This window comes from Blastococcus sp. SYSU D00813, assembly GCF_054050735.1.
Genome location: NZ_JBJGZX010000014.1, coordinates 39,647 through 60,932 on the forward strand (window position 1 = coordinate 39,647; position 21,286 = coordinate 60,932).

A 21,286-nucleotide genomic window follows, 5' to 3' on the forward strand; every position below is an offset into this window, starting at 1 on the left:
CTCCCGGTGTGCCGGGTGATGGGGGCAAGCGCGAACGTCCGCAACCGCTCGATGAGGGCGTGTCTCGTCAGATGCAGCGCATGCCTCGCCGCGATACCAAGCCTGAGGTGGCCCTGCGGAAGGAGTTGCACGCTCGCGGGTTGCGGTTCCGGAAGCAGTTCCCGAGTCTGCCCGGTCGCCCAGATCTCGCGTTCACCCGGGCGCGCCTCGCCGTCTTCGTGGACGGGTGCTTCTGGCACAGCTGTCCCCTGCATGCGACACGCCCGAAGAACAACGCCGCCTGGTGGGAGACGAAGCTTGCCGCGAACGTGGCCCGGGACCGGCGTCAAGATCAAGAACTTGTGGATGCAGGCTGGACTGTCGTACGGATTTGGGAGCATGAGCCTGTCTCCCTCGCAGCCGACCGGATCGAGGCGATGTGGCGAACCTTGCTGGGCGAGCCGCCGCGACGCTGAGCCGGGCTTGTGGCAACCTGGGCCCATACGTGAAGTCGAGGAGTTTGTGTGCCATCCAGTCGACATCGGTCCGTCGCCCCCTCAGCAGCCCGTTTGACTGAGTCGCTCCGTGACATCGGATACGACTTTCCGGCCGCGGTGGCGGATCTGGTTGACAACAGCGTGATGGCGGGTGCCGAGCGGATTGACGTATTGATCCGATTTGATGGCGCCAATTCCGTCGTCTTCATCGCGGACGACGGGATCGGCATGAGTCCGAACGGCCTCGTTGAGGCGTTGCGTTTTGGGAGTCGCCGGTCGTACAGCAATAACGACCTCGGTCGATATGGGCTGGGATTGAAGACTGCGTCGCTATCTCAATGCCGTCGCGTGATGGTCGTCAGTCGCCGAGTAACCGACGGGCCGGTGTCGGCGCGGGAACTCAACCTCGACACGATCATCGAGTGGGACGACTGGCTAATCACGTCGCCCGATCAGCGCGCCACTCGGGCGGCGCGAGAGGTTCTGGGGAACGGCCGAGGGACGGTCGTGGTCTGGAGCAACCTAGACCGAGTCCTGCCAGAGCGGCGACCGGACGGTGGATGGGCAAGGCGGCGCTTTGACCTTCTCGCCAAGAAGACTGCTGATCATCTCGCCATGGTCTTCCATAGATTCCTCGAGGGTGCGGACTCTCGGCAGGTCATCATTACGGTGAATGGTGAAAAGGTGACACCTTGGAACCCGTTCGCAGTGGATGAAGAGAAGACGCAGACGTTCGGAGTCCAGACCTTTGAACTGACTGCAGGTGAGACCGTCGGCCGCGTCAAACTTGCGGGCTATATACTCCCAGCCAAGGATGACTTTAGTTCACCCTCTCGGTTTGAGCAGCTCTCCGGTCCGCTGAAGTGGAACCGTCAGCAAGGTCTTTACGTATACCGGGCCAACCGACTCGTGCAGTGGGGTGGATGGGCAGGTATTCGCGGAATCGATGAACATCTCAAGTTGGCGCGCGCGTCCCTCGACTTTGACACCGATCTGGACGATCTCTTCCAGATTAATGTCGCCAAAATGCGCGTCGCTGTTCCCGCCCAACTGAAGCAGCTGTTGGAGCGGCCGATCAATGATCTCTGCATGGCCGCCAATCAAGTCTACCGAGACCGAACCGAGAAGGTCCGCTCGGCAAACCGGTCCGGTGGGACCGTGCAGATATCTTCGATGGCGGGCTTAGCTCTGCGCTCTGCGGCGGTTCAAGCCGGTGAGTATGAAGCGCTTAAGCGAATCGCTGGTCAACTTCGGGAAGTAGCGCCCGAAGTATGGCAGGCCCTTGGCTTCTCTCAGCAATGACGGGATTGAACTGATGTCCTCGAGTGAGACTTCGTCCGGCGATAATGGAACGGTCTGCCTGTCCGATTCCGTGACGCGCCCCACATATGGCGTAAAGCTAGTGCGTGGCCCGTTCCTTAAGCTGAAGGCGAATGCCGATCATGCGACCAGTAGGGATGAGCTGGTCGACCTCGTGGCACGGCTTCGTGAGGAGTCGCCTGGTCTTCGGTTGGCTGCTGACCTCTTCAGCGGCGCAGGCGGAATCAGTCTCGGACTTGCTCGAGCCGGGTTCACGCCCGTGGTCGCCGTTGACCACTACGCTGAGGCTGTTGAAACGCATGCACATCATTTCCCCGGTCTTAGTCTGAACTGGGATCTCGCGGATGTTAACCGAATTGAGGAGCTTGCAGAGCTCCTGACGACCATCGGGGTTGACGTAATCGCCGGCGGGCCGCCCTGTCAGCCGTTTTCGAAGGCTGGCCGATCGGGCATTCGCTATCGAGTGCGTCATGGCCTCCGAGACCCCATTGATGAGCGCCGTGATCTTTGGCGGTCGTTCTTGGAGGTTGTGCAGCTGGTTCAGCCACCGGCGGTGCTGATGGAAAATGTTCCCGACATGGCACTTGATCGTGAGATGTTCATTCTCCGTTCAATGGTCGAGGAGCTCGAAGAGCTTGACTACGGCGTAGAAGAGCGGATCGTGGACACGTGGCGCTACGGGGTTCCACAGTTCCGTCAGCGCCTGATCCTCGTGGCTCTCCGAGGTCGCCTGCAATTCGTTTGGCCGCACGAGTCGCCGGAGCGAGTGTCCGTGTGGAATGCAATCGGAGACATGCCGGAGGTGAGTGGCGGGTGGCGCCCTGAAGGCGGGGCGCACGGATGGGCCGAATATGACGGTCCCGTCACCTCGTTCCAGCAGCGTATGCGCCAAGGCGTCAAGGCGTCCGATCGCGGAAAGCTGTATGACCACATCACTCGGCCGGTTCGGGAAGATGACGCCAGAGCCTTCGAGTTGATGGATTCGAGTACCCGATACTCAGATCTCCCAGCTGAAATGAAGCGGTACCGTGACGACATCTTCGACGACAAGTACAAGCGACTTGACGAGAATGACCTGTCGCGCACCATCACTGCTCATATCGCGAAAGACGGTTACTGGTACATCCACCCTCGCCAGGGCAGGACCATTACGGTCCGCGAGGCGGCTCGACTGCAAACTTTCCCGGACTGGTACAGGTTCGCCGGTCCTCCTTCAGCCGCGTTCAAGCAAATCGGGAACGCCGTTCCGCCGTTGCTGGCCGAAAACCTTGGACTGGCTATCGGAGAGGCGCTCGAGTCGTCGGAGAAGGTGAAGTCACTAACGCGGGAAATCGCCGCGACACTCTCATCTTGGCTGAACTCCAATGAACCTCGAGGAGTGCCTTGGTTGAAGGCGACGACTCGCTGGCAAGTGATTTCGGCTGAACTACTACTCGACCGAGCGACGTCTGACGTCGTGCGGTTGGTCTGGCCAATGATTCGCTCTTGGGAGTCGCCCGAGGTCACACAGGACAACGACGAGATGCTCCGAGACGTCGGCACACTCATCGGGCGGACTGCTCGAGCGACCCAACTGCTAGAGCTCACTGACTGGCTGGTGGACCATCCAGGCGCGCTGGATGATCTGGACGGGGCATCGCGTGTCATCCCGGCTATTCCTGCTGCGGCCTTGGACCTGGCCTCGCTTGTTGTGCCAGTCGCGGGCGACGAGGGGTCGGAAGAGCCGGTGCTGTCGACGAAGGGTGTACTCCGAGTTGCAGCGCGCGTCAGTGGCGACAATGTCGACCGCAAGAACCGGCTCACCGATGGGCGCTTGGCCGTCGCGCGCCTGATTGGCGGCGGCGAGGACGCCCGTCTCGCCCACCTTGGACTAATCGAGCTGGCCGCTACTGTATGTCGCCCGACCGAACCCCTGTGTGATGTTTGTCCTCTCCAAGACGTGTGCGTGAGTTCGCGGGCGGAGGAGCGTCGGGCTTCGATGCTCTTCTAGCAGGCCGACGTACCTAGGGGTACTGGCCGGACAACATGGTTGAGGGCGTGCGATCCCGCGATCTAATTGAGGATCTCGTGGAGGGAGGACCTCAGGACGTGGAGTGGAGCTGCTGAAGGCGACCACGCCACGCACTCGGAGGTCCTCGTGCTCCACGAGAATGCCGTTTTTGCCCCACGCCAGCTCCTGCGGCTGGCGAGCCCGGTCGTCGAGGAGCGGTGGCCCAAGAGGCGGGCCGCGGAGTTCTTCAGGGTCAGCTGGAGGACCGCCGATCGGTGGGCCGAGCGTTACCGGGTCGCCGGCCGCGCCGGCATGGCCGATCGGTCCAGCCGGCCGCACCGCAGCTCGGGCAAGACCGGCCCGCAAACGACCAAGCGGATTGCGTCGTTGCGGCTGCGCAGGCGCTGAGGCTCGGTCCGGCTGGCCGCCGAGACCGGCGTGGCGCCCTCCACCGCGGCGGCGGTACTGCACCGCTGCCGGATTAGCCGGCTGTCGCGGCTGGAGCGCCGAGACCAGCAGGTGCTCCGCTACGAGCACGCCGCGCCCGGTGAGCTGCTGCACGCCGACGTCAAGAAGCTGGGCAATATCCCCGCCGGCGGCGCCTGGCCCTTCGTCGGCCGTGAGCAGGGCAAGGCCAATCGGCATCGCGACGGCGGCCGCGGACGCAGCGCCACCGCCAGCCGCTGATGCGCCACGGCTTCATCCACGTCGTCCTCGACGACTACTACCGGCTGGCCTACGCCGAGATCCACTACGGCGAAACCGGTGCCACCGCCGCCGCGGTCTTGCACCGAGCCACCGCCTGGTTCACCGCTCGCGGGGTGAGCGCGCGCTGGGTGCTGACCGACGACGGCGGCTGCTACCGCAGCCGCGACTGGGCCGCCGCCTGCGCCGAACTGGGCATCACCGCCAAGCGCACCCGGCCCTACCGGCCGCCGCTCGAGAGGAGTCCTGCTGGGCGTGTGAGCTCGGACGTTCAGCGATCAGCGCCGAAGGCGGAGTAACTCTTCGGAGCGACGCGCGTTCGGTCCGTCAGGGTTTCGAGACAGTCGCGGATAGGCTCACCTGGCTATGGCGCGAGTCACCGGAACGACAGGCAAGTCCCGACGGGCGAAGGACACTCAGTTCGATGTGGTCCGGCCCGACCCTGCGGGCACCATCCAGTCCTTGGCGTCGCTCGGGTATACGCCTGAGGCAGCTGTCGCTGATCTCGTCGACAACAGCATTGCTGCGAAATCGAAGGCGATCCGAGTCGAGTTTCGGTGGGAAGGGGCCGACGAATCTTGGGCCGCCATCGTCGACGACGGGCAAGGCATGGATGAGGAGGCCCTGCTTCGAGGCCTAACCGTCGGTGGTCGAGGACTGGATGAGCGCGACCGAGGAGACCTCGGCCGGTTCGGAATGGGCCTGAAGACGGCGTCGTTCTCGCAGGCCCGTCAGCTGATTGTTGCCTCGAGACCGGGTCCGGGCCCGTGGCTGATTCGAACCTGGGACGTCGACCATGTCCTCGAAGTGGGGGACTGGGAACTGATGAGGGGATGTCCACCCTCCGCTCTCGCAATTCTCGAAGACCTCACCGCCTCTACGTCAGGCTCCGGCACAGTCGTTCTGTGGAGGCGGCTCACCAGGCTCGTCGCGGCCGACAGCCGGCCGGGAGACGACTGGGCGAAGCGAGAGTTCTACACGCTCGTCGAGCGGATTGAGCGGCACCTAGGCATGGTGTTCGCGCGCTATCTCAGCAAGCGAGCATCCCGGCTCTCAATGAGTCTCAATGGCCGCCCGATTGCTGGGTGGGATCCCTTCCTCGGCGCACACAAGTTTGTCGAGGCACTGCCACTCGAACGACCTTTGCCCGGCGTCACGGTGCAGGGATACGTACTGCCTCATCGAAGTCGTCTCACAGACGACGAGTACTTAGACGGTGGCGGGCCTCGAGGTTGGTTGGACCAGCAGGGATTCTATGTGTATCGACGGGACCGGCTCATCGTTGCTGGCGATTGGCTGAAGCTGAGCAACTTCCGCAAGGACGAGAAGCACACCCTCGCTCGAATCGCCGTCGACCTGCCTCCTGAGCAGGATCTCGAATGGGCGCTGGATGTCAAGAAGTCGACGGCGACGCCTCCTCCCGCGCTCGTCAGGCACCTTGCCAGGGTGGGCAAGGCCACGAGAGAGCGAGCGGGAGCTGTCATCAGTCATCGGGGCCGCGTAGTACGAGACCGACAAACTTCCTCTGAGGACTTCACGTGGAAGACGTTGAGTCAATTCGGCCAGACCCGCTTCGTACTCAACCGCGAGCACGTACTCATTCGTGAAATGATCGACCGGAACCCTAGTGTTCGCAGTGACCTCAACGCGGTGCTCACGATGATTGAGTCCACCCTGCCGGTGGGTCTCATCCGAACGACCCCGGAAGCGACCGTTCGGCCCTCGGCTGCGAGTGACGATGAGGTTGTTCCTGATGACGTCCTCGAGATGGCGTCACGGATGCTCGAGGTGATGCTGAATCGCCGCGTGAGCCCGGCGGATGCCCTAGGACGTGTGACCCGCATGCCTCCCTTTAGTGACTACCCCGCTCTTGCCTCCCTGCTGAGCGGCACAGACCAAGCCTGATCCCACGGGGGAACCTATGACGTCGATCGATGACGCCCTGCAGACAGCCGTTCGACTTGTGCTCAATCTGCTTCCCGAACAGGGGGTGACAACCGAACACATCCGTGCGGCAGCCGAGGACGTTCACTTCATGCTGTCCCGCCGCGGCGGGGAGGTCGCTAGTCTCGAAGAGCTAGTCCGACACGTCGAGTCGTTGACTATTGTCTTCCAAGAGCCCGGCTCGTCCCTCTTGGATACTAAGGGGCACGTGGAGTGGCTCAGTGAGCGTCGGGCAGAAACTCAGTGGAAGTTCTGGGAGCGCTACCGGCGCTACATGGAGGACCAGCTGCTCATGCCGCCGAAGGTGGTGCGGCGCCTCGACAATGTGACCGACAGCATCTTGAGCAAGCTTGAGGATCCGACACGGCCGGGGCCCTGGGACCGGCGCGGACTCGTTGTCGGTCATGTGCAGTCAGGCAAGACAAGCAACTACACCGGCCTGATCTGCAAGGCGGCGGATGCCGGCTACCGACTGATCGTCGTTCTCGCAGGTATCCACAACAGCTTGCGAAGCCAGACCCAGCTACGACTCGACGAGGGGTTTCTCGGCTTCGACAGCCAGTTCCAGACTCGAAGTGATGAGGCGGGGGAGAACCACTTCATTGGCGCAGGACTCCTCCCTGGGTTCGAGCGGTTGTACGCGGGCTCATTGACCACCAGCCTTGAGAGCGGCGACTTCAAGGCCGCTCGCGCCAAGAGCCTCGCCTTGCCAGTTGTCGACGTGCCGGTCCTCCTCGTCGTTAAGAAGCACGCGAAGATCATCCGGTATATCCACAGCTGGATCACTGGCATGCAGGGAGCGGTCGACCCCGAGACCGGACGGAAAATCGTACGCGATGTGCCTCTGCTTCTAATCGACGACGAGGCGGACAACGCTTCGATCGACACAAGCGCCGAGGACTCCGACGCACCCTCGGCCATCAACCGAGAGATCCGGCGGCTCCTGCACGCATTCGATAGGTCTGCCTACGTGGGGTACACGGCAACGCCGTTCGCAAACATCTACGCGGACCCACACGAGGACCACGACGACTTCGGTGACGACATCTTTCCCCGAAGCTTCATCGAGGTCCTTCAGGCCCCGAGCAACTACTTCGGCCCCGACCGGGTCTTCGGCCTCGACGACGCGGAGGACATGGGAGCCGTACCGATCCACCGAGCGATCCAGGACGAGACCAGCTGGATGCCGCCGGGACACCGAAAGGACTGGCAGCCGCCGGCGGAGGCATTTCCCGCATCGCTCACGGCCGCCATGCTCGACTTCGTCTTGTCAAATGCAGCCCGCCGTGCCCGCGGTCAAAGCAGTGCGCATAACTCCATGCTTGTCCACGTCACGCGGTTCCAAGACGTCCAAGAGCGGGTGACGGAACAAGTCAACGACGCACTGCTCACCATCAGGGACCGGCTCCGCTACGGCGACGCGCGGTCCGAGTTGCAGATCGGCGACGAGCTGCGGCAGCGCTGGGAGGAGGAGTTCGTCCCCACGACCGAATGGTTCCGCGCCTCTGGAGACCCGCTTGCGCCCCTGACCTGGGACGACGTTCGACCGCACGTCCTACCGGCGGTGGAGAAAATCAAGGTCAGGACAATGAACGGGTATTCGAAGGACTCATTGGACTACTACGAGAATCGAGCTACGGGGCTCTCCGTCATCGCAGTGGGAGGCGACAAGCTCTCTCGGGGACTGACTCTCGAAGGTCTCAGCGTCAGCTACTATCTCCGCGCCTCCCGCATGTACGACACGCTCATGCAGATGGGGCGGTGGTTCGGCTACCGCCCTGGCTACGAGGATCTCTGCAGGCTCTACACGACCCCGGACCTGCGTTCTTGGTACCGGGAGATCACACTTGCTGCCAACGAGCTGCGGGCCGAACTGCAGGAGATGGCTGCGCAGGGTGCCACGCCCATCGACTACGGACTCCGAGTCCGCACCTCCCCGGCTGGACTTAGCGTCACCGCGGCTAACAAGATGCGCAGGGCGCAGAAAGTGAAGCTCTCGTTCAGCGGCGCGAATCCGGAAACTGTCCTGTTCGATGTCCGCCCCGGCGTTCTCAGGAACAACGAGGAGGTGGTCGCCTCCTTCTTGGATCAGATCACGGCCGAGAGTGGAACGCCCAGCCGCGAGCATGGAAACTACGTGTGGCGCGGAGTCGGAGGGGACTCGGTCGCGCGAGAATTCTTCGACGGCTACAAGTCGGACCCGACGGCCTGGCGAGTCCGTCCTGATCTCATCTCCCAATACATCAAGGCGTGCGTGCGAGCCGATGAGTTGACTGACTGGACTGTCGTGCTCGTCTCGAACTCCGCTGCTGCGACCAAGCAAGGGAGTCCTCTCCGGGAGGTTGACTTCGCGAATCATCGAGTCAAGCTGGTGACGCGCTCTCTCATTCCTGACGGCGAGCCCGGTCAGCGCGAGCGGGAGCTCAACGATGAAGCCCGGTACGCGATCAGGCGCGTTCTGAGTCCTTCCGATGAACTTCTGGACTTGACCGAGCAGCAACGTGACCTCGCCTTGGCGCTGACCAAGAAGTGGTACGAGGAAGACCCCGGCAAGCGGACATCGGTCCCGTCGTCGCCCAGTGGCCCCGCCATACGGCTTCAGCGTCGGCCGAACCAGGCGCTCCTGCTCCTGTACCCGATAGACAACAGCAAATACAAGACGGCTGTTGAGCGCCCGATGGTCGGCTTCTACGTCAGTTTTCCCCATTCAGAACGTAACGTCATGGCGGAGTACCTGGTGAACCCGATCTGGCAACAGTTGCAGGATGCGGGTGTGACGTTCGATGAGGACAGCGAATGACCGTCACCACCGAGGACTGGGTTGCGCTGGAGGGGCAGCCAGGAGCCGCCGGCACCGTTCTGCGCCGGATCCACCCTGAGTCGACTAGGGATCTCTACATCGCGGTGGACCTCGACACTCGCGCTCGGCGCCTGATCTACAAGCGGGCTTGGCACAGGGGTGGCTCTGTCCCCACTCTGCCGCGCACGAAGGCGCTCGACTTGGTGTGTCGAGTTACCGATGCCGGAGGCTCGCTGACGGTCAGCGTTGAGCTGCACGTGCCCGCACTCGCCGAGGTGTTCACAACGGTGGCCGGCGACCTAGCCCAAGCCGTGGTCGAGGCCCCCTCGGATGACGCGGCCGTTTCGGAACTCGTCAGCCGACTTGCCGGCTGGCAAGAGCTCTTCCGCGCGCTGTCTCGCAGGGGGCTGGGCGATCTCGAGCGGCGTGGGTTGGCGGCGGAGTTGCTCACGCTGCGAGACGACATTCTCCCGCTGGTGGCCCCTGATGTGGCGGTAGGAGCTTGGACGGGCCCCCTCAGAAAGAACCAGGATTTTCAGTTCCCCGGCGTGGCACTTGAGGTCAAGGCTACTGCCGGCCTGAATCCTCTGGGTTTCGTCGTGAGCAACGAACGTGAGCTCGATGAGCGGGGAGCAGGCCGCCTGTACCTCGTGCACGTCTCCCTCGACGAGCGTCGCGGTGGACTTGGGCTAACGCTGAACGACCTTGTGTCCCAAGTGGAGGCGTTACTGGCTCGGAACCCGACAGCTGCTCAGGTCTTCATGACCCGGCTGGCCCGCGTCGGATATGTGAAGGACGACTGGGATCTCTACAACGAGCCGCGATATGAGATGCGGTCACGGCGCTATTTCGAAGTGAAAGATGCGTTTCCGCGTGTCGTGGAAGGTGACCTGCGCGAGGGCGTGGGCCAAGTGCGGTACACGGTAACTCTGGCCGCATGCACGGCCTTCGAAGTCCAGCCCGCGCACGTGCACAGCATGATTAAAGACGGGGGAGTGTAGCGATGGTCAGCGCCCTGGAGGAATTTGGGGACGGGCTCGTCCAAGACGTGCTCGCTACGGCTGAGGCAACCGATGTCACACTGCCCGACGCCTTCACGCAACGCATGATTGAGCACCTCACCGAGGCAGGTGAGCTCGATGACGGGTTGGTGTGCTATCACCGCGCCCGCGGCGTGGAAGTGAGTGGCTACGCCATTGCCGAGGACGAGTCGCGGGTGGATGTCTTCATCACACACTTCCGACATGACGTCGCTAGTCCAACACTGCCCGCGTCCGAGTTGGAGACCCTGTCCAAGCGGCTCAAAAGCTTCATAACCAAGTGCCGCAACGGGTACCGCCTCGACGTCGACGATTCGTCACCTGTGTTCGATATGGTCCAAGATATCGAGCGGACCCTCAAGGCCGCAACGAGCGTTCGATTCTTCCTCTTCACTAATGCCACCACTCGGGTGCGCGGCGTCCGCCCCGAAACTGTGGACGGCATTGAGTATAACTACAACATCTGGGACATCGCCCGTCTGCATCGCCTACTAACTTCTGGGACGTTGCACGAGCCAATCATGGTCGACTTCGCACAGCGATTCGGCGCTGGGTTGCCATGTCTTAGCACTCCCGTTACGGATACCGACTATTCGGCCCTTCTGACCATCGTTCCCGGCCCGGTCCTTGCTAGCCTCTACGATGAATTCGGCACTCGACTGCTTGAGTTGAACGTCCGTAGCTTTCTGCAGACCAAGGGTGCGGTTAACAAAGGTATCCGTGAGTCGATTCTCAAAACGCCCGAGCGATTTCTGGCCTACAATAATGGGATCTCGGCAACGGCCAGCCGCGTCGAGTTCTCGGAAGACGGGAAGTCTATCATCCGGCTGCATGACCTTCAGATCGTGAACGGCGGACAGACGACTGCGTCCGTTCATAGTGCGGTCAAAAGGGACGGTGCGGACGTGTCGTCGGTCTTTGTCCAGGCGAAGGTGACCGTGGTGTCACCCGAAAAGCTCGATGAGATCGTTCCACAAATCAGTAAGTACTCCAACACTCAGAACAAGGTCACCACGGCGGACTTCAGTGCTAATAACCCCTTCCACGTCGACGTAGAGAAGCTCTCCCGCGCCGTCTGGGCTCCGAGTCCCACCGGTGACGGCCAAGAGACGCGCTGGTTCTACGAGCGAGCTCGCGGACAATACGCAGATGAGTTGGCACGGCAGCGTACGCCGGCTCGCCAGAAAGCCTTCAAGCTCTCGCATCCCACAAAGCAGAAGTTCACCAAGACGGACCTAGCCAAATTTGTCACTACGTGGGAGCAGCTGCCCCACCTAGTGAGCCGAGGGGCGGAGAAGAACTTCCGCGAGTTCATGGATCGCATGGCTACGAAGTCTCGGCCGCGAGTCGATGAAGTCTATTTCAAGCGTATGATTGCGCAGGCCATCCTCTTCCGCGAAACCGAACGAATTGTCTCAGGAAAGAACTTCGGCGGCTACCGTGCGAACATCGTCACCTACACGATAGCCAAGTTGGCTAATGCGACGGCCACGCGGATCGACCTCGACGACATCTGGCGTCGCCAGGGCCTGTCGCCTGCGTTGGAGTCGGCTATTTCTTCTCTTTGCGTTCCGGTGCAGGCGTCGATTACTAACCCGCCGCGGGCTGCCAACATTGGTGAGTGGTGCAAGAGGCCCGAAGCCTGGACCGCGGTCGAGGCGATCAAGTGGGCTACTCCCGCGGCGCTAGCAGACGAGCTGGTGGACCTTCGAGCTCGGCGCGTTGCCGATGCCGAGGCGGCTCGAGTGTCGGCGGAGGCGAGCGCGGAGCCGACCGTTGCGTCAGCCTCCGCAGTGCCTGCTGATGCTTGGTTTGAATGCGCCCACTGGGCCAAGCAGACGAATGCCTTGGCGCCGTGGCAGCGAGGGTTGGCCTTCAGCCTGGGACAGCGCGCGAGTCGGGCCGTTGACCCCTCGCCGAAGCAGGCGGTGCAGGGCATCGCGCTTATGCAGGAGGCGCTCCGGTTGGGTTTTCGGCCGCAGGTGCCGCTTCCCGCCTCGTTTGACCAGGACCACGCGTGACGCAGTACTTCCGGTTGTGCACCAGGGATGGTCGTGAGCTTGCCTGCGACATGTCGATCGAATTGGTGGCTGGCCGGCCCGCGGTGGTGATTGAGTCGAGGTCGGGCGCGCTATCGAGCGGCGCTGCACGAAATCCGGATTACAACGAGGCGCTGGAACTCCTGCTTGATCGCGTGGCTGAGCGGGCCTGCGACGTCCTCGAAATCACTCTCGAGAGCAAGCCGGCGCAGGCCTTGCCGGTCGAAGCGCGTCGCTTGCCCCTCGAGTGGCCGCTCGGGCTCAGGCCGAGTGTGGACACAAGACAGCTTCGGTTGATCATCGCCGATGGGCAGCGGGCGGTGGCCTCCAGCCCCACCAAGCCGATCGGGACTGGGAACGCGAACCGGCGCATCCGGCTCGTCATCGGCGGCGTCCTGACGGCCTCTGACCTCGCGGCGGTGCTCCACCCGGTCAGTCGCGACCCGGTGTCCTTGTCAAATCCCCCCGAGGACACGGCGGCCGTCGTCGTACACGAGTGGAGAGGGCCTGTGCTCCCTTGGTTAGCCCCGGGCGCTCCCGTTCTTCCGACCCTGCTGCGACGCGCACTTCCCGATGGCGTTCTCCCTAGTGGACTTACCGAGCTCCTCCCTCTAGACGTGACGTCGCCTTGGACCAGCAGGTTCCCGGAGGCCTGGAGTGCGCCAGAGAGCATCCAATTCAACAACGCGTTCGCAGAAGTCCTCGCAATCGGAAACCCCTACAAGCGGGTCGTCAGCGAAGGGCAAGTGGCGACTCTGCAAGGACTGTCAATGGCGGACGTGGGCCACCTGTACGAATCCATGCCGTTACGTCAGCGGACCCGCAACGTTCTCTTTCGAGAGTACGGAGAGTCGACGCAGGTCTTCCATGGGTTGGCCAATACCAGCTTCGGTCAATTGATGGGCATGCGCAACTTTGGAGCCATGTCATTCTTTGACTTGATGGTATGCGTTGACCAAGTGCTGGAGAGCTCCGACGGTACCGTGGCCCTGCCGGCCGCCGGCCAAGGGTGGGCGCCGACGCGGCTTCCGGCGGAGGCGGTCGTCGAACCATCCGTTCCGAAAATCCTTGTATGGCAGGAAGTCGGCTCGCCCGTCCTCCCCCGAGTCCTGCGCCGATGTTTGCCGGGAGGCGCTCTGCCAGCTTCGCTATTGGCCTCCCTGCCGGTCAATCCTGCTTCTCCATGGGAGAGTCGGTTTTTAGAGGCCGACGACAATGCGGCGCCCCTTTTCCCGGTGGCGTTCTCTGACCTCCAAAACGAGTCGAACCGGCGCGAGCTGTTTCTCTCCAGGGCCCAGGCCGACTGCATTGCCCACCTCTCTTTAACCGAAGCTGCGGCCGTCTTCGAACGGCTGCCGCTGCGTGCCCGAACACGGAATGCACTCCTTCGGTGCTTCGGGGGAGCAGAAGGGGTCCTTCATGGACTCGCGGAGGCGACTGTCGGTGACATCTTCGACATCCGTCACTTCGGCGCCGTCTCGTTCTTTGATCTTGCGACCTGTCTGGACCAAGTGCTTGAAGGTGGGGGCTCTTTCGATATCGCCTACCGGTCGGCGGAGCCCTCCATGGCGGGTGTAAACGATGACGAGATGCTGTCGGAAGCCCCGCATGTCCCCGACTACGCGGATGTTATCCGGCGTGATGATCGCCGCTTCGGAGATCTCTTCGACGACGACTCCGACACCTTGGAGCGCTATTTACAGCGAGGAGCGCGTGACAAGCGTCGCTGGTCCTGGCTGCAGCAGGTGGTGTTCGAGGTTGACGCGCGATGCGAGCTGCGCGGTGGGCAGCGAATTGAGGACGAGGCCGCAGACATCCTCAGCGGAGCTTTAGGACAAGGACGGGAACGCTGGCTCCCCGTTTTCGTGCGCCGACTCGGTCTTGACGGTTCTGATCCGGGAACTCTGGATGAGGCGGCGGCGCTCGTTGGGGTGACCCGGGAGCGTGTTCGCCAGGTCCAGACTCGCTTGGAGCGCAGCTTGCCGCAGGGCAAGGTGTGGGCTCCCGCCGTGGACCAATGTCTGGATCTGCTGGCCGTCATGACTCCGACGACTACAGCGGAGCTGGACGCAGCGCTCGTTGCCGCGGGCTTGACTCGCCGCGATTCTTGGTCTGCGCGTGCACTCGTGGCTTTGGCCAAGCTCTCCGGCCGGACCCTCGACTTGGAGCAGGATGGTGAGTGGATCGGCGCGGCGGCCGAACTTGAACATGTCAACAAGATCCGCACGGCCGCCCGGGCCGTCTCAGGTTTTCTTGGGGTCGCCACCCCGGCGCACGTCGCCGTGCGACTTCAGGAGTCCGGTGAAGGAACGGTCGAGTCGGGCTTGGTGGCAGCGATGCTTGAGCGAGACCCCGCTGTACATAGGCTCTCCTCGGGGTCATTCTGGATGGACCACGCTTCCGGGAGAAACAGGCTAGTCAATGTTAGCCTTCGCATTCTCTCGGTGCTCGAGCCGCAATCGTTGGAGGACATGCACGAGGGTGTGGCGCGCGCCTTCGCTTGGCGAGCGTCGACCGGAGGCGAGCGATTTAAGTCTCTAATCGCGCCAGAAATCTCAGTGCTTAGTGAATTCTATGTCGACCACCCGGCCTTCCATGTCCTCGAGGATGATTGCATCACAGCTGTCTCAACTCTGCCTCTAGACAGTCTCGGGCCAGAGAAGGCGATTATGGTCGAGCTCCTGCGAGCACAAGAGCCGCCGGTGATGGACAGGAACAGTCTCATCGCTGCGTGCGTAGGCGCCGGCATGTCGTCAGGTACGGCGGGAGTGCTCATCACCTACGGGGAATTCATCAAGCGTTACGGTCCTAACGTCTGGGGTCTACGCGGTGCTCGGGTCTCTGATCGCCAAGTTGCCGAGGTGCAGGCTGAGGCAAAGGCCCGTACGACGCAGATTGACGCAACGAGAATCGTGGGTCGTACGGCGACGGGCCGGCCTTGGTTCGCGCGGCGCGTCACGCCCAGCTTTCTTTATTCCGGTGTCATGTCTAACGACTGGGAGAGGCACACCTTGGACGGCGCGCGCCTAGAGGTGGTCGACGGCCTGGACGGTGAAAGTGTGGGGCAGTTGCGGTTCTCTGGCAGTTTCAACTACGGTTATGCGGCCTGGCTCAAGAAGAATGATGTCAAAGTCGGGGACGTGATTCGTGTGACCGTCGACCTCAATGTGAATCAATGCATCGTAGAACTTGGAGACGAGGAGTTGCTCGCCGAGCCGTTCGACTGGTGACCTGAATTCTGTAGCGTTCGGTCGTGGCGCGGGTGTAAATGGTTGTGGCACTTGGGCCGAGCACCGGTCTCGGCTTGCGCGAAGGATCCTCCGGTAGCTCGATCGCCGAGCCCAAGCCACTCGACAAGCGTGTCGGCCTGCAATCGCCACCTCGATCGCAGATCTACCTCCGCCGCCGTCGGCAAGCGGCTTCGGACGCCTTAAGGCCATCGAATACGAGACAGTGACCTGCACACCGGCAGCTCAGGCCGGCTGACCCGACCTGTCGCCTACTCGTGCAGCAGTCCCCGATCTCGCCGGTGCCGGGGGGAAATGCCCACGTCGGTTGTCAAACCCCCATCGGTGAAACGGGCGATCGACTTCGGGCGGAGCGGCTGGCGCTATCGGCAATGGGGCGTAGCTGGTGTCGAGACCGTTCACGTCACGGGTGCATGGCCGAGTTCAGCCCGCACATACCGAGCGTGCGGCGGCGGCAAGGCTGCTGACGTCGCACCCGCCACTGGGCCGGCGCACGTCTTTCGCCGCGCCAAGCTGCGCGTGAACTGCTCGGGGCGGTCAGGGTGACGCCGGTGGATCCAACCCGCAACTGAGATGGGCGGTTGGTGAGCCGCCGCCATGTCGTACGCCGCCTGACGGCGAGGAGACTTCCGGCCGGCCGCTGGACATGCCAGCCTCAACGCGCTCCACACGCGCACCACGGGGGAAGTTTGCCGTATCAAGCCCTGCCCGCCGCCGTTCGACCAACGGCGAGCTGAGCCGTGTACCGCCGCGACGGACGGTTGGTCCTCAGTCCCAGCGACCTGACCCGGCACCAGGAGTGCCACCACCTGACGACTCTGAACCTCGCGGTGGCGGAGGCGCGGCTGCAGCCGCTCGCCGAGGGCACGGACGACCAGACGGTCCTCATCGCCGATCTCGGCATCGCCCACGAGCTGCGCTACCTGGAGTCGCTCGAGGAGCAGGGCCTCACCGTCGTCCGCCTGCAGGGGCAGCGCTCCGAGGCCGCCACGCTGGAGGCGATGCGCGCCGGCGTCGACGTCGTCCACCAGGCCACGCTCTTCGACGGCACGTGGGGCGGCCAGGCCGACTTCCTGCTGCGCGTCGAGCAGCCGTCCGACCTCGGCGACTGGTCCTACGAGGTCGCCGACGCCAAGCTCGCCCGCCGGATCAAGGTGCCGGCGCTGCTGCAGATGGCCACCTACGCCGACCGGCTCGCCGCCCTGCAGGGCCGCGTGCCGGAGCGGATCTGCGTGGTCACCGGCGACGGCGAGGCCCGCCCCTGGCGGCTGGTCGACGTCGCCGCCTACACCCGGCGAGCCCGCGCCCGGCTCGAGGGCTTCGTGGCCGCGCCGCCGTCCACCGGTCCGGTGCCGATCGCCCACTGCGACCGGTGCTCCTGGCAGCCGCGCTGCGCCGACGAGCTGCGCACCGCCGACGACCTCAGCCTCGTCGCCGGCATGCGCCGCGACCAGCGCGCCGGCCTGCTCGCCGCGGGCGTCACCACCTTGGAGCAGCTCGCCGCCGCCGACGACGACACGCTCAAGACCACCGGCATCGGCCGCGGCAGCCGCGAACGGCTGCGCGACCAGGCACGCGAGCAGCTCCGCGGCCGCCAGGTTGGGGCGCCCACCCGCACCCTCCTCGACCCGCAGCCCGCGCAGGGTCTGCTCCGGCTGCCAGCCCCCAGCCCGGGTGACCTCTACCTGGACTTCGAGGGCGACCCGCTCTCCGGCGACGGCGCCGGCCTGGAGTACCTCGCCGGCCTCGGCGACCGCGCCGGCCGCTTCTCCGCCCTCTGGGCGCACGACGCCGCCGAGGAACGCCGGATGGTCGCGGACCTGCTCGACCGGATCGTCGACGCCTGGCGCGCCGATCCCGGCATGCACGTCTACCACTACGCCGCCTACGAGGTCAGCGCGCTCAAGCGGCTGACCGGCCGCTACGGCGTCCGCGAGGCCGAGCTCGACCAGCTGCTGCGCGCCGAGCGGTTCGTCGACCTCTATCCGGTCGTCCGCCAGTCGATGCGGATCAGCAAGGAGTCCTACTCGATCAAGAAGGTCGAGGCCTTCTACGGGCGCGAGCACACCGGCGACGTCGCCGACGCGATGTCCAGCGTCGTCGAGTACGAGAAGTGGCTCGCCGACCGCGACCCGGCCCGGCTGCAGGCCATCGAGAACTACAACAAGGACGACGTCGACTCCACCCGCGAGCTGCACGACTGGCTGGAGACCCAGCGCACCGAGCTGGAGACCGCGCACGGCGAGCTGCCCCGCCCGGTGCTGTCCGAGCTGGACGCCCCGGCGCCGCGGTCGGACGCCGAGGTCGCCGAGCTGGCCCTCGTCGAGCACCTGCAAACCGCCGGCCAGGCGCTGCTCGGCGACCTGGTGCAGTGGCACCGCCGCGAGGCCCGGCCCGGCTGGTGGGAGTTCTTCAGCCGCGGCGACCTGGAGGACGAGCAGCTCGTCGAGGACCGCACGGCGCTCGGCGGGCTCTCCGCGGCCGTCGAGATCGGCGCCGAGAAGCGCAGCAAGCTGTACGAGCTCACCTTCCCGGCGCAGGACACCAAGTTCTCGGTCGGATCGAAAGCGTTCGACGTCGACACCCGGGCGCGGGTCGGCGAGGTCCGCGAGATCGACCCGGTCGGCGGCCGGGTGGTCGTCAAGAGCACCAAGGCGCCGGAGTCCGTGCGCGGTCTCGGCCCGGAGGGGCCGCTGGACGACAAGCCGATGCGCGAGTCGATCGCGGCCACCGCCGACGACGTCCTCACCGGCCGGTCGTGCCTGCCGCGGGCGCTGCTCGACCGGGCCGTCCCGGCCGACTGCCGGCGGCTGCCGGGGGAGGAGGCCGGCGACGCCGTCGTCCGGCTCGGGGCCGCGCTGGACGGGCAGGTGCTCGCCGTGCAGGGCCCCCCGGGCAGCGGGAAGACGCGGGCGGCGTCCCGGCTGATCCGCGAGCTGCTGGACGCCGGCAAGAAGGTCGGCGTCACGGCCACCTCGCACGCGGTGATCGGCAACGTGCTGAAGGCCGTCGACCGGCCGGCGCTGCAGAAGTGCGACGAGCACCAGGCCTGCGGCGCGCCGGGCGTGGAGTGGTCGAAGGACGCCGCGGATGTGGCCTCCCGGCTGCTCGACGGGTCGGCGACCCTGGTCGGGGGGACGTCGTGGTTCTGGTGCCGGCCGGACCTGGCCGAGGCCGTCGACGTGCTGGTCATCGACGAGGCCGGGCAGTTCTCCCTGGCCAACGCCGTCGCCGTCGCGCGGTCGGCGAGGTCGCTGGTCCTGCTCGGCGACCCGCAGCAGCTCGCGCAGCCGACGCAGGCGGTGCACCCGGGGGAGTCGGGGGTGTCGGCGCTGGAGCACCTGCTCGAGGGGCACCCGACCGTGCCGGAGGACCGCGGCGTGTTCCTCGACCGCACCTACCGGATGCACCCGGCATTGACTGCGTTCGTCTCCGACCTGGCGTACGAGGGGCGGCTGGAGTCGGCGGCCGGCCGGGAGCGGATCGCGGTCGACGGCCGGGCCAGCGGGCTCGCCGTTCGGTTCGTCGCGCACACCAGGCCGGCCGCGGCCGCGTCGGACGACGAGGCGGCGGCGGTCGCCGAGCTGTGGCGGTCGCTGCAGGGCGTCGGCTGGGTCGACGCGGCGGGGAAGCGGGCGCTGATCGGGCCGGAGGACGTGCTCGTGGTCGCGCCGTACAACAACCAGGTGGCCCGCATCCGCGGCCTGCTGCCGGCCGGCGCCCGGGTTGGGACCGTGGACAAGTTCCAGGGGCAGGAGGCGCCGGTCGTCGTCTACTCGATGACCTCGACCAGCGCCGAGGACGCCCCGCGCGGGATCTCGTTCCTCTACGACCTGAACCGGCTCAACGTCGCCGTCTCCCGCGCCAAGGCGCTGGCCGTCGTGGTGATGAGCGAGGAGCTGCTCGACGCCGCTGTACGGACGCCGGAGCAGCTGCGCCAGGTCAACGCGCTGTGTCGACTCGTCGAGATGGCGACCGTCGTCCGCTGACGCCCGGGCTGCCAGAAGCCACATCGCATGAGCAGTCGCACGGTGAACGCTTCGACCGTCTTGTCACCCGGTCGGCGGTCCACCTGCTGACGCTCATGCGCGGAGTCGGGGCCCGTGCGGCGTGATGTCCGTGGGTCCGATGGTGGAGCGGAGGAATGCGTCGTCGGCCGGTTGGCGTGGCTGCCGTCCATCGTCGACGAACGTGTCTCACTGTGATGACGAGCCAATACGTCAACGGATAGTCGGTCAACGCATCTCGGAGGTGCAACGGTGGTCCTGCCTCTCATCCCGCTCGCCCTCATCGGCTTGGGCGCGAGCACGGGAATCGGTGGCGTGGTCACCGGCGTTCTCGGCGGACTCAAGATGAAGGATGCTCAGTCGATCGCTGAGGCGGCTCGGAAGCGCTACGACAAGTCGACATCCATGACCGAAGGCCGTGTGAGCGACACGAATGAGCGCATACAGCAGTACGGGCGCGAGCAGGACGACGCTCGGCGGTTGGTGGTCAACCGGATGGGTTCCTTCATCGAGCGGCACCATAAGCAGGTCAAGCAGAGCGCTGCGCAATTGCTGGACGGGATCGATGCCGAACAGCGGGACATCGAGGCCTTCGCCGGTGCGCTGACGGCAGACGTCAACTGGATCAAGGGCGCCGGGATCGCCGCCTTGACCGGCGCGGGCGCCTATGCCGGCATTCCAGGCGCCGTCACCGCCCTGGGGGCCGCGAGCACTGGGACGGCCATCAGTTCGCTGTCCGGAGCCGCTGCCCAGAGCGCCACCATGGCCTACCTCGGAGGGGGATCCCTGGCGGCCGGCGGGGGAGGTGTCGCCTTGGGAACCGCTGCTCTCGGCGTGGTGACCATAGGCCCGACGATGCTCATCGGCGGTCTCACTCTGAATGCGCAGGGTGAAAAGGCAATGACCAAGGCGAAGGAGTACGAGGCGAAGGTCGCCGTCGCGGTCGAGGAGCAGGTGGCCTTCCGTTCCTCTCTGGACACCCTCGACGCGCGACTCGCAGAAGTGAGCGGGGTCCTCACGGGGCTGGTGCAACGAGGTCAGGAGGCTCTGTCCACCTTGGAGCAACTGCACTTCGACCCGGCGCAGCACGCCGCCGAGTTCCAGCGCGCGATCTCTCTGACCTTCGCGGTCCGCGACATGTGCAAGGTGGCCCTGATCGGCGAGGACGGGCAGATCAACTCGGACGTGACCCGCGTAGTTCTCAAGTACAAGGAGCAGAAGTGACGGCAGCCAAGAAGCCGATCGAAGGTGACGTGCTACCGCCGGCGGGGAAGTCCGCGCCGCGCGCCATCGATGCACTAGGTGCCCTCAACGGTGTCATCGACGGAACGCTCGACTATCTCCGACTGCGTGAGGAGCAGCAGACCAAGCGCGCGACGATCGACGCCTACGCGACGGTCGAGGTCACTCGAATCCAGGAGTCGAGCTCGCTGCTCAGGCAGTACTTCGAGCAGGTCTTCGCGGAGCGGTCGAAGACCATCGACGGGCTCTTCCGGCATCTCGATGACGCCATGGCCGGCGGCGACGGGACGGCCGTCACCGCCGCGCTCCAGGGCATCGTGGACCTGGCCAAGTCGTCACCGCTCGCCGATGTCGGTGACCTGAGCCAGGTCCGTAAGGCGCTCGACGACCCGGACCACGTCTGGGAGCTGTAGCTGCTGCCGAGGGACGCTCAACCGGCGACTCGGCGAGGAAGTTCGGCTCGGGGCGCCGAGGA

General features: G+C 64.7%; 14 protein-coding genes. All 14 read left to right on the forward strand.

Annotated elements, in window-relative coordinates; genetic code table 11:
• The first annotated feature begins 59 nt into the window (after positions 1-59).
• The 14 genes from ACI8AX_RS12030 (at position 60) to ACI8AX_RS12095 (ending at position 21,224) form a co-directional block, all read left to right on the forward strand.
• A complete protein-coding gene (locus tag ACI8AX_RS12030; RefSeq protein WP_456550117.1) occupies positions 60-455 on the forward strand; it encodes a very short patch repair endonuclease in 396 nt (131 codons plus the stop codon).
• A gap of 93 nt (positions 456-548) precedes the next feature.
• A complete protein-coding gene (locus ACI8AX_RS12035) occupies positions 549-1,778 on the forward strand; it encodes an ATP-binding protein (protein WP_456550049.1) in 1,230 nt (409 codons plus the stop codon).
• A 100-nt stretch (positions 1,779-1,878) separates the two neighbouring features.
• Positions 1,879-3,786 carry a DNA (cytosine-5-)-methyltransferase gene (dcm, locus tag ACI8AX_RS12040; protein WP_456550050.1) on the forward strand — a complete coding sequence of 636 codons (1,908 nt, stop codon included), beginning with the start codon at positions 1,879-1,881 and terminating at the stop codon, positions 3,784-3,786.
• A gap of 147 nt (positions 3,787-3,933) precedes the next feature.
• Entirely contained in the window at positions 3,934-4,194 is a 261-nt protein-coding gene (locus ACI8AX_RS12045) for a leucine zipper domain-containing protein (protein ID WP_456550051.1), read from the forward strand.
• A gap of 30 nt (positions 4,195-4,224) precedes the next feature.
• Positions 4,225-4,473: a hypothetical protein gene (locus ACI8AX_RS12050; protein ID WP_456550052.1), complete on the forward strand. Its 249-nt coding sequence runs from the start codon at positions 4,225-4,227 to the stop codon at positions 4,471-4,473.
• Positions 4,473-4,790: a DDE-type integrase/transposase/recombinase gene (locus tag ACI8AX_RS12055; RefSeq protein ID WP_456550053.1), complete on the forward strand. Its 318-nt coding sequence runs from the start codon at positions 4,473-4,475 to the stop codon at positions 4,788-4,790. Before ACI8AX_RS12050 ends, ACI8AX_RS12055 begins: the two co-directional genes overlap by 1 nt.
• Before the next feature lie 67 nt (positions 4,791-4,857).
• Positions 4,858-6,396 carry an ATP-binding protein gene (locus tag ACI8AX_RS12060; RefSeq protein ID WP_456550054.1) on the forward strand — a complete coding sequence of 513 codons (1,539 nt, stop codon included), beginning with the start codon at positions 4,858-4,860 and terminating at the stop codon, positions 6,394-6,396.
• Between the two features lie 16 nt (positions 6,397-6,412).
• A complete protein-coding gene (locus tag ACI8AX_RS12065; RefSeq protein WP_456550055.1) occupies positions 6,413-9,235 on the forward strand; it encodes a Z1 domain-containing protein in 2,823 nt (940 codons plus the stop codon).
• Positions 9,232-10,236: a PD-(D/E)XK motif protein gene (locus tag ACI8AX_RS12070; RefSeq protein WP_456550056.1), complete on the forward strand. Its 1,005-nt coding sequence runs from the start codon at positions 9,232-9,234 to the stop codon at positions 10,234-10,236. Before ACI8AX_RS12065 ends, ACI8AX_RS12070 begins: the two co-directional genes overlap by 4 nt.
• 2 nt (positions 10,237-10,238) lie before the next feature.
• Positions 10,239-12,296, forward strand: coding sequence for an AIPR family protein (locus ACI8AX_RS12075; protein WP_456550057.1), 2,058 nt, complete (start codon positions 10,239-10,241; stop codon positions 12,294-12,296).
• Positions 12,293-15,544, forward strand: coding sequence for a hypothetical protein (locus tag ACI8AX_RS12080; RefSeq protein ID WP_456550058.1), 3,252 nt, complete (start codon positions 12,293-12,295; stop codon positions 15,542-15,544). The genes ACI8AX_RS12075 and ACI8AX_RS12080 overlap by 4 nt, the downstream gene beginning before the upstream one ends.
• Before the next feature lie 779 nt (positions 15,545-16,323).
• Positions 16,324-19,551, forward strand: a complete 3,228-nt coding sequence (locus tag ACI8AX_RS12085; RefSeq protein ID WP_456550059.1) for a TM0106 family RecB-like putative nuclease — start codon at positions 16,324-16,326, stop codon at positions 19,549-19,551.
• A gap of 270 nt (positions 19,552-19,821) precedes the next feature.
• Positions 19,822-20,793: a hypothetical protein gene (locus ACI8AX_RS12090; RefSeq protein ID WP_456550060.1), complete on the forward strand. Its 972-nt coding sequence runs from the start codon at positions 19,822-19,824 to the stop codon at positions 20,791-20,793.
• A complete protein-coding gene (locus ACI8AX_RS12095) occupies positions 20,790-21,224 on the forward strand; it encodes a hypothetical protein (RefSeq protein ID WP_456550061.1) in 435 nt (144 codons plus the stop codon). The genes ACI8AX_RS12090 and ACI8AX_RS12095 overlap by 4 nt, the downstream gene beginning before the upstream one ends.
• The last annotated feature ends 62 nt before the right edge of the window (positions 21,225-21,286 follow it).